We start from the raw sequence: 14,425 nt of genomic DNA, 5'->3' as shown, positions 1-14,425 counted from the left end.
AAAAAAACCGGGCGCTGCCCGGTTTTTTTGTGCTTATGCTTTCGATTGACGATTTCGGAACGCATTACGTGTCAGCAAGAAACCTGACCCCAGGATACCCCCGAGTAAAATTGCCAATACCAGAGTAATTAACTTACGCGGGCTATCGCGATGGATAGGCAAAGTTGGTTTCATCACGTAACGATAAGCATGGATATTCTGCGGATTAACAACAATCGTCTGAATATTAAGAAGATTTTTTCTTGTTTTGTAGTAGTCATCAGAGAATATCAGTGGACGCGATGACTCATTCTTGATCATCGACTCCAGCGCTGCGCTGCCAAGCAGAAACAGCGTGTCCTGAGATACATTTTCCGTTTGTCGCACTTGTGGGGAGCGGACTTCTGCCTCTTTAGCAACAGAAAGCGCCTGGGCAATCTGTTTAATTCTGAGATCTTTTTGTTCTTGTGCAACCTTTTCTTGTGTCGACAGCGACTCAACTAAGTCGCGAGTGCGTGATTTGACACTGATTTGTAAATCATCAATTAGCTCTTTGGCGATTTGCTGATCGATTTTTTCAATGTATTGGGCCAGTTTTTGCTGCGCATCCTTGGCTGTTTGTGCCTGGTAGGTAAGTTTCAGCGGTAATGATTGCCCTTGCACCGCGGTATCGATAGTCAGTTTCTCGGGTTCTTCCTGGTTTCCCAGGGTTTCTGACAATGCCGAGAAGGCGGAATTAAAACGTACAATCACGCGCTGTTGTATACCTGCGATGTCATACTTTTCGTCGTTACTTAATATGCTCATCGCATTGGAATATCCCGCTATCTGCCCGGCATCCGGAGCACTGATCACCGCGATCGAAGTCCATTTTTCTTTGGCAATGCTTAAATAGACACCAGCAACAATAACAGCGACAAGAATAAATAAAGCTACAATCCACTTACCGCGCCAGACTTGCGATAAAACATCTAACAAATCAATCTGTTCTGAATCATTACTCTGCCTGGCAGGTAAACTTTGTTTTTCGTACGTCATAGCGACCCTAAATGAGAAGCGCAAAAGAGAATTATAGAGCGCGAGTTTAGCGGTTCGTTATTTTTTTTCTATAGGACTTCATGTAAATAAGTTTTACTGGGCACCATTTAAGAACTATGACCGCTTTTATAACTGATAGCGATTACCGGTCTGGGATCATACAATAGACAGATTGTACGTTTTAGATGTTAGAAAGGATTAGCTATGAAATTTCTGGTCACCGGCGCTGCCGGGTTTATCGGTTATCACGTCAGCGAACGCCTGCTGCAGGCGGGCCACCAGGTGGTGGGTATTGATAACCTCAACGACTATTACGATGTCAGTCTGAAACAGGCGCGTCTTGATTTGCTGGTCTCTCCCGATTTCCATTTTCATAAAATCGATCTCGCTGACCGCGAGGGGATGGCACAGCTGTTTGCGCGTGAGAAATTTGACCGCGTTATTCACCTCGCTGCACAAGCTGGTGTCCGTTACTCGCTGGAAAATCCGCACGTTTACGCAGAATCTAATCTGATTGGACATCTGAACGTACTTGAAGGCTGTCGTCATCATAAAGTGCAGCATCTGCTATATGCTTCCTCCAGCTCCGTTTACGGGTTAAACCGTAAGATGCCGTTCTCCACCGATGATTCGGTTGACCACCCGGTATCACTCTACGCGGCAACGAAAAAAGCCAATGAACTGATGTCGCATACCTATTCGCATCTCTATAGTCTGCCAACGACCGGCCTGCGTTTCTTTACGGTCTATGGCCCATGGGGACGCCCGGACATGGCGCTGTTCAAGTTCACTAAAGCGATGCTGGAAGGTAAGAGCATAGATGTATACAACTACGGCAAAATGAAGCGCGACTTCACCTACATTGACGATATCGTGGAAGCGATTATCCGTATGCAGGATGTGATCCCGCAGCCAGATGCAAACTGGACCGTCGAAAGCGGCTCACCAGCGACCAGTTCCGCGCCTTACCATGTTTATAACATTGGCAACAGTTCACCGGTTGAGCTGATGGATTACATCACGGCACTGGAAGAGGCGCTGGGGATTGAAGCGCAGAAAAATATGATGCCGATTCAGCCCGGTGATGTGCTGGAGACGAGCGCAGACACCCAACCGCTGTATGCTGTGACTGGCTTTAAGCCCCAGACTTCGGTCAAAGACGGTGTGAAGCGCTTTGTTGACTGGTACAGAAATTTTTATAACGTGTAAAAAAAACGGCCCTGACTGGGCCGTTTTACTTTCTGCAATAACAATTAGTCGTTACCGAATAAATCGCGGGTATAGACCTTCTCTTCCACATCCGCCAGCTCTTGAGCCATACGGTTGGAGATAATGACATCCGCTTCCTGTTTGAACGCTTCCAGATCGCGTACCACGCGGGAGTGGAAGAATTCATCTTCCTGCATGACCGGTTCATAAATGATGACCTGCACGCCCTTCGCTTTGATACGCTTCATGATGCCCTGAATCGAAGAGGCGCGGAAGTTATCGGAACCACTCTTCATGATCAGACGATAGACACCCACCACCTTCGGTTTACGCGCCAGGATGGAATCCGCAATAAAGTCTTTACGGGTGCGGTTAGCATCAACGATAGCCGAAATAATATTATTCGGTACCGACTGATAGTTCGCCAGCAGCTGTTTGGTATCTTTCGGCAAGCAGTAACCACCGTAACCAAACGATGGGTTGTTGTAATGATTGCCGATACGCGGATCCAGACATACGCCTTCGATAATCTGACGGCTGTTCAGCCCCAGGCTTTCTGCATAGCTATCCAGTTCGTTGAAGTACGCCACGCGCATCGCCAGATAGGTGTTAGCGAACAGTTTAATCGCTTCGGCTTCGGTTGAATCAGTGAACAATACGCGAATATCTTTTTTGATCGCGCCTTCCTGCAACAACGCGGCAAAACGTTCGGCGCGTTCGGAGCGTTCACCGATAACGATGCGCGACGGGTGCAGGTTATCGTACAGCGCTTTACCTTCACGCAAGAATTCCGGTGAGAAGATAACGTTATCAATACCGTATTTTTCACGGATGGATTGGGTAAAGCCCACAGGAATAGTGGATTTAATGATCATCACCGCTTGCGGGTTGATCTCGTGAACATCACGGATCACTGATTCCACACTGCTGGTGTTGAAATAGTTCGTTTTCGGATCGTAATCCGTCGGCGTGGCGATGATGACGAAATCCGCGCCGCGATAGGCATCGAGTTTGTCCGTCGTCGCACGGAAGTTCAGCGGCTTATTCTGCAAATACTCCTGGATCTCCTTATCCACAATGGGAGAGATCTTCTGATTAAGCATATCTACTTTGGACTGAACGATATCCAGCGCCACCACTTCATGGTTCTGCGCAATCAATATCCCGTTCGATAGCCCAACGTAACCTGTTCCGGAGATTGTTATTTTCATTCGATAAGCAACTTTTGTGAGTGTATGAAACCGGAGATGACGATCCCGTCGCCACCCGCTTAATATCAATAACTGTTGGGGTTTTTACCTCTTCTGTTGAGGGACTGTCAAGGCGACAATCAGCTGTCAACAGCAGCGTTTATGTATGGTTTAGCAGGCAATAATCGACAAAATGAATATGACTGCCCGAAAAAACGGCGGTTAAGACGAAAAAAAAGCCCGGTTTTAGCAACCGGGCCTGAGTAAATCAGAGGGGTGATTATCAGATTAATCCAGCCACTCGGTATGGAACACGCCGTCTTTATCGGTGCGCTTATACGTGTGCGCGCCGAAATAATCACGCTGAGCCTGGATCAGGTTCGCTGGCAGCACCGCAGAACGGTAGCTGTCATAGTACGCCACCGCTGCAGAGAAGGTCGGTACCGGAATACCATTCTGCACGGCATAGGCCACTACGTCGCGCAGCGCCTGCTGATAGTCATCCGCGATTTTCTTGAAGTACGGTGCCAGCAGCAGGTTTGCGATAGCCGGGGTCTCGGCATAGGCGTCGGTGATTTTCTGCAGGAACTGCGCACGAATGATACAGCCAGCGCGGAAGATCTTCGCGATTTCGCCGTAATTCAGATTCCAGTGGTGCTCGTCAGAAGCAGCACGCAACTGGGAGAAGCCCTGCGCATAGGAAACAATTTTACCGAGGTACAGCGCACGGCGTACTTTCTCGATAAATTCAGCTTTGTCCCCTGCTGTTTTCGCCTGCGGGCCAGACAGCACTTTAGATGCGGCAACACGCTGCTCTTTCAGGGAAGAGATATAGCGCGCAAACACGGATTCGGTAATCAGTGACAGCGGCTCGCCGAGGTCCAGCGAGCTCTGGCTGGTCCATTTACCGGTGCCTTTATTCGCTGCTTCGTCGAGGATCACATCAACCAGGTATTTACCTTCTTCATCTTTCTTGGTGAAGATATCTTTGGTGATGTCGATGAGATAGCTGCTCAGCTCGCCAGCGTTCCACTCACTGAAGGTTTTCGCCAGCTCTTCGTTAGAGAGATTCAGACCGCCTTTCAACAACGCGTACGCTTCAGCGATCAGCTGCATATCGCCATATTCGATGCCGTTGTGAACCATTTTGACATAGTGACCCGCACCGTCCGGACCAATATACGTCACGCAAGGTTCGCCATCTTCTGCAACTGCAGCAATTTTGGTCAGGATCGGAGCAACCAGATCGTAGGCTTCTTTCTGACCACCAGGCATGATTGATGGACCTTTCAGCGCGCCTTCTTCACCACCGGAAACGCCGGTGCCGATGAAGTTGAAACCTTCTTCAGAAAGTTCACGATTACGGCGAATGGTGTCCTGGAAGAAAGTATTGCCGCCATCAATAATGATGTCGCCCTTATCGAGATATGGCTTGAGGGAGTCGATAGCAGCATCGGTGCCTGCCCCCGCTTTCACCATCAACAGGATGCGGCGCGGGGTTTCCAGGGATTCGACAAATTCTTGTACGGTGTAGTAAGGAACCAGCTTTTTGCCCGGGTTTTCGGCAATGACTTCTTCGGTTTTTTCACGGGAGCGGTTGAAAACTGAAACGGTGTAGCCGCGGCTCTCAATGTTGAGCGCCAGGTTGCGCCCCATTACCGCCATACCAACAACGCCGATTTGTTGCTTGGACATTACATACTCCTGTCAGGTGTGGTCACCGCGGCATATGCGCGGCTTGAAATGTGCTAAAGATGTTAACTCAAGTTTGCTGATGTTTGTACATCTTAAAGGGTGTATAGCAAGGATTGCACTATTTTAGATGTTTCACGACAACCGCAGGATTACCAGCTAAGACAACATTTTCCGGGAAAGATTTTGTAACAACCGAGTTCGCTGCAACCACTATATTATCCCCAAGCGTTACCCCGGATAATATTTTCACATTATCGCCTAACCACACATTCCGGCCCAATGTAGTATCTCCTTTGACCTTAAGCGGCCTATTTTTGGGATAAACAGACAGCATATCAATATCGAATGAATGATCATGGTCAGTTATTAAAACATCACTTCCGATAAGGCATCCATCACCTATAATTATTTGTGATGCAGCGGCTATATGAACGTTTTGACTAAATGCAACATCATTACCGATGGTGATTGTTCCGGAGCCTATGGCATCTATCCAGGTTTGATTACCCAAACTTACATTGCTGCCTAACATTATATTCCGGGTCCCGCGAAGGGAAATAGATCGTCCTACGCGTAGCTTTTTAGTCCCCAACGCAATGGAATAATAGCAATTTCGCATTCTATTATATGGAAGGTAAAAGACACGAAGAAAAATCATCAACAATCGTTCGTTAGCCATCACATACCTCAAGATTTTATGACAAAATATTTTTTCTCGAACCGTTCTCAAGGCCATTTTTGTAACATAAGAATCTAATTATACTTTTCACATGCCAAATAAAACTTTTAGAAAATAACTTTCTGTTAGAATGCGCGGCAAGATGAATAGCTTGATGCTGGGGGTAATAGACGACTTTTTCACCATGAATCTGGTTAGCTCGATAACAAATGTCAATATCTTCACAATACATAAAATAACGAGTATCAAATCCACCGAGTTGGCGATACAAATTGCAGTTAAACATCAGGAATGATCCAGAAGCCCAATCCACTATCGTCGGTTTGTCGATTTTAGATTTATCAATAATTGTCTTATTTACACCAAAAATATATGAACTAGCGAAATCGACAGCGCGTGGATAACTTCGAATAGAATTATCGTACCTGGTACGTTCAAAGTCCTTAAATAAATTAATCGCTGCGATCTTTTGGTTATTTTTATTCATATCTTGAATGAGATTCGCGATTACAGAGGGTTCAATCGCAACATCCGGATTTAAAACCAGGAACCAATCATCCTCTTGCAATCCTTCGTGTTTTTGGCAAAATTCGAAGATAATATTATTATTTTCACCGAAACCTTTCGCTTCCTGATTCGAAAGATATTTAATATTATGTTTTTTGCACCATTCAGAAAGTCCATACTCATTGACATTATCAATAATAACCACATTGTAATATTCAGCGAGTCGGGGAAGTGAGGATAACTTTCTAATTACAGAAAAATGATTATGTGAAACGATAGAAATAAAAACTTTCACTTTGCGAACCCTTGAATCATATCTTTGGCATAACACAACCAAGTATTATTTATTTCCAAAAAAGAGTCCTTACGCTGTAATAAAAACTCTGCATCATCGTTATTTTTTCGTAAATTTCCATTAGTCGACAGTCTAGTGCTGATAATATCACTCACTAACTTAGCAGAACAGTCACTATCGACGATCTCAACACTTTCAAAATCAAGATCAGAAAGTAAACATCCAGAAGGTATTGGTGTTGAAACAATGTCACAGCCACAAACATATGCTTCCAGATTAGGCAATCCTAAACCTTCCCATTTTGACAGACAAAGAAATAATTTTGCATTCGATAGTATTTTTATAAATTCATCACGATCCAAATTATTGATAATAAAAGGATACTGGTAATCATGGCGTGTTCCATTAATAGCGATCACATTCCAACCACGCTTAGCAAGCTCAATCAATACATCCAGTGTTTTTTGTGGTGCTTTATATTCACCATCACGAATCACGGCAACCACGTCATGATTTCGTAGTTGATTACTGGCAAAAGTAGTAGGCAATTCAATAGGTATATAAGAAAAACCTTGTACATTAGATTTAATGCCAATCTTATATGCCAAATGAGGATTAGTAAATATTAAGTTTTCTGATGAAAGATAATTACTCCACAGTCTCTTACCAATCCACCGTAACTTCTGAGGGTAAAAATCACATTCGATGTCTTGTACTAAAGCAAAGCGAGATTTTTTGATAAAATTTAAAATGCAAGTCAAGTGATGACTCGCAACATAATTTTTAACAATAAGAGCATGAATTGATAAGAATAAAAAAGAAACCAAATTCAAAAATGAGTTTAATTTTCCTCTTTGCGGTTTCAATAAAGTAACATCGTTGGGTCTTTTAATTTTAAAACCTGAGCAACAATACACATCTATACCCTGACTGGACAGATATTTTGCCAAAGACAGAGTAACCAGGTTCCCACCGGAAAGCGCAAACCGGGGAATCGAAATATAAACGGGTTCCATTATTTTACCTTCATATAGCGCAAATCTTTATATTTAATACACATATACGCACGGTGAGCAAAATAATAAACATGTAAAAATACTCGCACGCCTATATTTTTTCCAAAAACGATTTTTTTAGATTGAACCATTTCGTTATATCGCGTACGTAATTTCTCTGAGTTGCAATTCAAAGTAGATAACGTTAAATCATGTGTAAATGAATAATCCATAACATAAATGACAGCAGAAAAGTCTCGGGCATACTTCATAATTGCATCATCTGTACAGTAGTTACGCAATTTCGGGTTATATCTAAAACCAGAACGCCGAATAAACGCAAGTGATATGATCATTCCACTATTAATCGCCGAGATTTCGCTGGAAATATAGCCTATTGGCTCGTGATCGAAATATGATCCTTTGATAAAAAATATTTTTGTCGGACTAATAACAGTATTTTTATAGTAAATAATAGGCAATATTATTTCAGGTTGTCTTTTTAATTCTGTACTGCTCTCAAGCTCATTAAAGTAACCAACATCAAATGTGGAATCCTGATCAAAAAGAATAAGAAAATCGTCACTCTCTTCGACTTTATCCAACACACTATTATATATTTGAGATAAAGGAAGATTCTGCGGAGTATGATGATATTCGGTCGTAACATTGAGAGCAGAAAAAATGCTAGTTACCTCACCGATATCGCTCTGTTGGTGTTCTGTTGGACTATTATCCCAAAAAATTAGATTATATTGATGTCGCGAAGCGTGTAATCTTGACAAAGACATTTTTAATGACAAAAATGTCGGCGTTTCCAATATTCTTTCGTTATAAATGATAACAAGTAATGAAAATTTCATCTTAGCTATTTCGGTTCTCAGTGAAGGTATTGAAAATTATCCAAAGGTAAAATGCCATCATTACTCTCTCAGAGAAAAATATGGGACCTTTCAAGACAAAACTGAATATCAATAAGACAAAAGTGATAATTAGTCCCATTTTAATCAAACCAGACTTCAAGTGAAGGTATATAATATAATTATAAATAAAATTCCCAGTATAAGCCAAGGTAAAAATAAGTCCCCAGATACCAAAAGCAATGTAATTAAGCAAAATCCCTGAATCTGTTTTATATAAAAAATGAAATTGTGTGCTTATATCAGGTTGCGCCCAAAAACCAAAACCGGTGAAAACAGGGACATCCCATGGAATAAACAAGTAATTATCCAACAGTTCGTTCGTTGATTCTGTTCTAAGTGAGCCAGTGTCAATAAAATTGTAGATCGGTTCAAATACAAACCTTAAGAAGAAATCGAACTTCTCCTCACCAAGTATTGCAATAATGAAAATGATACTTGTAACTATGCTGACGCAGAAAAAAATTGTATAGATACGTTTCCTTGGAGAGTATAAATAATAAAATAAAAAACAATAAAAACGAGAATGAAGCCGCTGCGACCAGCAATTAATGACAGAGCAATAATAACTAAAGAAACAGTAACGAATCTAATATTATCTTTATATTTTAGAGAAAAACACCACTCATAAAAAATAAAAAATAATAACCCATAGCATATTGATGTATCGTATATCGATAATCCACCAAGCCCGGTGGCTCTAAAGTGCCCTTCTTCAGAAAGGTGTTTCCATTCACTTGTAAGATCTATAATCGAGTTAAATTCACTACGAAACGTCGGCAGGGTGAGTTGAGCAATCGTAAAAAGAAATTGAAAACATAGTGCAAAAACAATCGCTGAGCGCAACAACTTCTGTCTTAAATATGGTTCGTCAGCCGCTAACCTGAGCACTAAATGTCTTATAAACAAACAACATCCCAAAGGAATCAAACATGCTTTTGTAATATACCTAAATATTAAAAAAAGAAAATCTGAGTTTTGGCTAATAAAAAAAGATAAACAACATAAAGCTAAAAGGACACCAATGAATATGAATTGCGTAACAAGGTTTTTGGGTATTCTATAGTTAGAAAAACATAATAAAAAACCTATAATTGCAAACAATGCTGGTGGATAAACCTTAATCCCACCCAAAATATAACTCCCAGAAAAGAGGCTGAAAGTTACAATCAAATTTAACATTGTTTTTTTTAGCAGATTACCAGTTAGCATAGTTGAGTACTAGAAGTTAAGTTTTTAGAATTTATGGTTACCGTAAATCTGAACGATTGAGACTTAGCGATTCCTAAAATTGTATTTAATCAGTGAGCTTCCGCCTTACTCCATCAATAATTGAAGCAATCCCGGTGACTTGTACCTGCGCAGATGTCGTATTAAGAGCAAACTCGCGGCATTCAAGTTTCATTTTATTTATTCCATCGAGACCTTTAAGGACAAAGTCAGATATGGATTTAGCCAATGCTAAAGATGTAAATTCATCTGCAAGCTGCCCCGTCTTGCCATCAATTATTAAGTCTTCCGCAACCCCCATTCGAAAAGAAATGACAGGCAGACCAGACATAATTGACTCATTAATCATCATTGGGCCAGCGTCTTCAATGGAAGTACAAATAAATGCATCCGCAAGATTGTATAAGTAAGGGTAAGTATTTTTATCTTTAATGAACTTTAGTTTAGTATGGCTAATTTTATCAAGAGAATTGTCGATTTCACCGCCGACAGTTAGAATAGAAATTTTCTCGTAGACTTCATGATTATTATTTTCTAAAATATTTAATGCGTCGAGTAAAAATTTATAACCTTTTCTTGGCACATTTAAAGACTGAGCGCCAACAAATAGAATAATTTTGTCATCCGGGAGCTTAACGTCGAGTTTTTTCTCTGCTAAGGATCTTTCCCGCAATTTAAATATTTCTTCGTCAATTCCGATAAGTACTTTCTCACACCCTAATCTGGCGCGTATAACGCTTTTGGAATATTTATCATCGAGCCAACTACTTGCTGAAAGGAATAAGCAATCCATATCAGCAAAAAGTGATCTACGTTCTTCCAGTTTTTTCTTAGCCAGTATATTAACACCAGGAAAATTTAATGCCGGACAGACCGAACATTTTTTTTGAAAACCAGTACATTCCCAAGGATAATGGCAACCACCTGTCAGCATACCAGCATCCATCATATAAAACGCAACCGGTGCTTTGTAATGCTTCTGGATCTTTTGGATATCATTCTCGGAAAGAAATCCTGAGACGTAATAGACCATTATCAAGTCAGGTTTAAATTTAACTGTCTGAATGATATCTGGCACACTTAACGTTGTTCCATATAGAAGATAAGCCCGATCTTTGTCAGTCTTTGCCCTAACTAGTAAGCGACGTATTATTTTATACACTATCTTAAAGGCAAAGATTCGCTTCGATGATGCCGAATACACATTTTTATCTTGCGATGTTTTTTCAGCGACATACATCACCGAATGATGTCCAAACCGCTGCAAATTTATGTGAGTTCGGTATGCACCAAAAAAAGCGCCACGATCATCGCCAGTTGATAAATGCAATATATTCAATTTAACATCCCTTATACTTGCTATTTAGCTTAATCATAACCTATTCAGACAGACAGACAGACAGACAGACAGACAGACAGACAGACAGACAGACAGATAATTTTCACGATTGAAATTTTATTCTTCTTAATGTTTTTTTAAATTTCATTCTGAAACTATAAAATATAACCATCGATATTAATAGATTAATAACTGGTGCGACTATCACATATATTAGCGGAAGCATTAATAATGACATTAACTGATACCATCCATTAAAAACGATAAGAGATATACCGAGTGTTGCTACTATGATTATAATAAATGGTATAATCAAACCAGGTATATTCCTGAAAAAATAGAAGCCGCCCCAGGCAATCCAGAAAAGAAGTGAGTGTGAAAAAACAAAGAGAGCGCTATACGAAGCCCCATAGAATTTTGCAACAAGCACTGATAATGGAATCGCGACCGCAGAGTAAGTCGCATACGCATAAAAATGCTGCTTAAGTTTATCTTGCGCATACAAGCAAATGAAAACAAAATTAATTAACCCGACAAAAAATGCCCCTCCCACAAGCCATTGTGCATAAATATTAATATGTACAGCGAGTTCAGCACTACCGACCCAAAGGGTAATTAGCTGATCACCAAAAATAAAGAAGAATGGAATAATTGGGGAAACAATAATAACATATGCTAACAATGACTTGGAAAAAATATTTATGAAGTCATCGAACCTGCCATCATGAAAAAGGACACTCAATCTTGGTAACAAGTACTGCGTTAATGGTATCGTAAATATTGTGATCGTTGCAGCGAGTTGTGCTGCAATTTGATAATGGGCATAATCACTTAATTGTACATACTTTGACAATACAATTTTATCTATCTGCGAGGCAATCACCCATATAGTGGATAAGCCTGATAGTTGTAATGAAAATTTTATAATATTTAAAAAAGATAGCTTCTCGTCATTCTCATATTCATAGCCACTTTTGGTATTTTTTTCGAGGTACTTAATATTTTTAATACTAAGATAAAGCATGATTAGAATAGTAATTAGCAAATCGAATAAAGTGACTAAAAGTATTGTCTGAAAAAATGTCACCAAATTATTCGACACATACTTCAATGCAAAATATGACCCTATGTAAAAGAAACTTGTGTAAAATACACCCCATATTGCATTAAGTTCCTGTCGCTCCATTCCATTAATAAAACTGGATAAGAATGACTTTAGGTACATTCCTCCCAAAATCATCCCAATCAGTTTCATACAAGCAATGACAGTATCATATTCAATGGTCGTATTGAGCCATTTCTCTGCAATATAATTTGCTTGAAAGTAAAAAGCAGCTATCACGAGAGTGAAACAAACAGAAAAAACACGCATACCTTTGAAAAAATTGCCAAAACTTGTTTGAATTTTAGTTCATTAAATCTATTTGTTGAAACAAGCTTGATAAAAGTACTACCGATACCTGCATCTAATAAGCCAACCAGACTAATTAACATTGAAAAAAAAGCGACCAGACCGTAATTCTCGCTGCCTAATATCCTTAAAATCACAGGCACAAATATCAAAGGCATTATGGCCTTATAAATTTGCGCAGAATATAATACGAATATTTTTTTTAACATATAGTCATCTTAAACTCTCTGTGCACATTTAAGCACAGAGAGAACTCATTATTCACCAAAGAAATTACTTATTTTTTCTATAATATTAGAAACCTGCTCTAACTCTAACTCAAAGTACATGGGTAATCTTAATAAATTATTTGTGAACTTATCACTATTTTCTAAAGTGATATCTTCATTATCTTTAAGATAGAACTCACTCTTATTCAGTGAAAGATAATGGAATACAGAGTGAATACCATTTTGCTTAAGGTGTTCAATCAACCTGGTACGTACGTCTAAATTTTCGCATACGATATAAAACATATGCGCATTATTTGTAGCAAAATCAGGAATAGTTGGTAGATCAATATAACCTTTCGCTGCGAGAGTACTTAATCCTTCATAATAACGCTCCCACAGAGACTTCCTTTTAGCCTGAATCGAGTCAATATTTTCAAGCTGCGCATATAAATACGCAGCAATAATGTCTGATGGTAAGAAAGATGAGCCAATGTCTACCCAACCATATTTGTTCACTTCACCTCTGAAAAAAGAAGCACGATTGGTACCCTTCTCACGAATAATTTCTGCTCGTTGAATATATTTTTCATCGCTGATTACTAACATTCCACCTTCACCGGAAATAATATTCTTGGTTTCATGGAAGGAAAATGTACCAAACGTACCGATGCTACCTAACGGTTTATCTTTATAATATGAATCAATTGCTTGAGCAGCATCTTCTACTACAGGTATACCATACTCTCTCGATATAGACATAATTTCATCCATATCGCATGCAACGCCAGCATAATGAACTACAACTATTGCTTTCGTTTTAGATGTAATGCTATTTCGGATAGCTATGGGATCTACATTCGGATTATCTTTATAGCTATCTACAAATACGAGTTTTGCGCCACGTAGTGAGAAGGCATTGACGGTGGATACAAAGGTGTAAGATGGTGCAATCACTTCATCATCAGGCTGTATATCCAGCAAAATTGCAGCCATTTCCAGTGCATCGGTACATGAGGTCGTTAATAGTACTTTTTTGAAACCGTATTTTTTCTCAAAAAATTCATGACATTTTTTTGTAAATATACCGTCTCCGGAAATTTTACCACCGCTGACAGCCTGAGAAATATAAAGCAGTTCATTCCCCTGTAAATAGGGTTTATTGAACGGAATCATTTTTTTTCCTTATTGCAGATCTGTAAAACTACTCGCTTGCATATCTTTAGCTGAAAGAATCAGCTTATCTATCGACAACGGCCATTGTATGGCTAATGTCGGGTCATTCCACGCGATACTGCGTTCTGCTGCAGGAGTATAATAATCAGTGGTTTTATATAAAAACTCTGCGCTCTCACTGAGAACCAGAAAACCATGTGCCAAGCCTTCTGGTATCCATAGCTGCCGTTTGTTATCTGCGGATAAATTAACCCCAACCCAATGGCCGAATGTGGTGGAACCACGGCGAATATCTACCGCAACATCATAGACTTCACCAACGACGCAGCGTACTAGTTTCCCTTGTGCATAAGGTGCAGCCTGGTAGTGTAAGCCACGGAGAACACCTTGTTTCGACCGGGAATGATTATCCTGGACAAATGTTAACTGACTGCCAATACTCTCTTCCAATGCCGCCTGGTTGTAGCTTTCATAGAAAAAACCACGGTCGTCAGCAAAAACTTTGGGTTCAAGAATCAGGACATCCGGGATTTCCGTTTTTATAACATTCATT

Annotated in this window: 14 protein-coding genes; 1 reads left to right on the top strand and 13 read right to left on the bottom strand. The window is 40.2% G+C overall.

Features of this window, described 5'->3' with window-relative positions; translation table 11 throughout:
• Window positions 1-33 precede the first annotated feature (33 nt).
• On the bottom strand, window positions 34-1,017 hold the full coding sequence (gene wzzB / locus C813_RS31385) for an LPS O-antigen chain length determinant protein WzzB (RefSeq protein ID WP_017458459.1): 984 nt from the start codon (window positions 1,015-1,017) through the stop codon (window positions 34-36).
• Between the two features lie 204 nt (window positions 1,018-1,221).
• Between wzzB and C813_RS31380 the strand changes: the two genes are divergently transcribed.
• Window positions 1,222-2,226 (top strand): NAD-dependent epimerase, encoded by a 1,005-nt coding sequence (locus tag C813_RS31380; RefSeq protein ID WP_017458460.1) that lies wholly within the window; start codon window positions 1,222-1,224, stop codon window positions 2,224-2,226.
• A gap of 44 nt (window positions 2,227-2,270) precedes the next feature.
• On the opposite strand, the gene ugd is transcribed toward C813_RS31380, so the two are convergent.
• The 12 genes from ugd to rfbC all read right to left on the bottom strand — a co-directional run bounded on the left by ugd (window position 2,271) and on the right by rfbC (window position 14,424).
• A complete protein-coding gene (gene ugd / locus C813_RS31375) occupies window positions 2,271-3,437 on the bottom strand; it encodes a UDP-glucose 6-dehydrogenase (RefSeq protein WP_017458461.1) in 1,167 nt (388 codons plus the stop codon).
• A gap of 267 nt (window positions 3,438-3,704) precedes the next feature.
• Window positions 3,705-5,111 carry an NADP-dependent phosphogluconate dehydrogenase gene (gndA, locus tag C813_RS31370; RefSeq protein ID WP_017458462.1) on the bottom strand — a complete coding sequence of 469 codons (1,407 nt, stop codon included), beginning with the start codon at window positions 5,109-5,111 and terminating at the stop codon, window positions 3,705-3,707.
• A 118-nt stretch (window positions 5,112-5,229) separates the two neighbouring features.
• Window positions 5,230-5,643 (bottom strand): acyltransferase, encoded by a 414-nt coding sequence (locus tag C813_RS31365; RefSeq protein ID WP_017458463.1) that lies wholly within the window; start codon window positions 5,641-5,643, stop codon window positions 5,230-5,232.
• 163 nt (window positions 5,644-5,806) lie between these two features.
• A complete protein-coding gene (locus C813_RS31360) occupies window positions 5,807-6,592 on the bottom strand; it encodes a glycosyltransferase (protein ID WP_025263555.1) in 786 nt (261 codons plus the stop codon).
• Window positions 6,589-7,608 (bottom strand): glycosyltransferase, encoded by a 1,020-nt coding sequence (locus C813_RS31355; RefSeq protein WP_017458465.1) that lies wholly within the window; start codon window positions 7,606-7,608, stop codon window positions 6,589-6,591. The genes C813_RS31360 and C813_RS31355 overlap by 4 nt, the downstream gene beginning before the upstream one ends.
• Entirely contained in the window at window positions 7,608-8,450 is an 843-nt protein-coding gene (locus C813_RS31350) for a glycosyltransferase family protein (protein ID WP_025263554.1), read from the bottom strand. The genes C813_RS31355 and C813_RS31350 overlap by 1 nt, the downstream gene beginning before the upstream one ends.
• A gap of 501 nt (window positions 8,451-8,951) precedes the next feature.
• Window positions 8,952-9,689: a hypothetical protein gene (locus tag C813_RS47130; protein WP_238593048.1), complete on the bottom strand. Its 738-nt coding sequence runs from the start codon at window positions 9,687-9,689 to the stop codon at window positions 8,952-8,954.
• Window positions 9,690-9,804: 115 nt separating this feature from the next.
• A complete protein-coding gene (locus C813_RS31340) occupies window positions 9,805-11,076 on the bottom strand; it encodes a glycosyltransferase (RefSeq protein ID WP_040016473.1) in 1,272 nt (423 codons plus the stop codon).
• Window positions 11,077-11,179: 103 nt separating this feature from the next.
• Entirely contained in the window at window positions 11,180-12,418 is a 1,239-nt protein-coding gene (locus C813_RS31335; RefSeq protein ID WP_065507213.1) for a lipopolysaccharide biosynthesis protein, read from the bottom strand.
• Window positions 12,415-12,696, bottom strand: a complete 282-nt coding sequence (locus tag C813_RS47635; protein WP_025263912.1) for an oligosaccharide flippase family protein — start codon at window positions 12,694-12,696, stop codon at window positions 12,415-12,417. The genes C813_RS31335 and C813_RS47635 overlap by 4 nt, the downstream gene beginning before the upstream one ends.
• A 48-nt stretch (window positions 12,697-12,744) precedes the next feature.
• Entirely contained in the window at window positions 12,745-13,872 is a 1,128-nt protein-coding gene (rffA, locus tag C813_RS31325) for a dTDP-4-amino-4,6-dideoxygalactose transaminase (protein ID WP_017458470.1), read from the bottom strand.
• A 9-nt stretch (window positions 13,873-13,881) separates the two neighbouring features.
• Complete coding sequence (gene rfbC / locus C813_RS31320) at window positions 13,882-14,424, bottom strand: dTDP-4-dehydrorhamnose 3,5-epimerase (RefSeq protein WP_017458471.1); 543 nt, start codon at window positions 14,422-14,424, stop codon at window positions 13,882-13,884.
• Window position 14,425: the final 1 nt, after the last annotated feature.

The organism is Kosakonia sacchari SP1, assembly GCF_000300455.3.
Taxonomy (GTDB): Bacteria; Pseudomonadota; Gammaproteobacteria; order Enterobacterales; family Enterobacteriaceae; genus Kosakonia; species Kosakonia sacchari.
The sequence above is the reverse complement of the archived record's forward strand: the minus strand, read 5'-3'. Positions and strand labels throughout refer to the sequence as shown.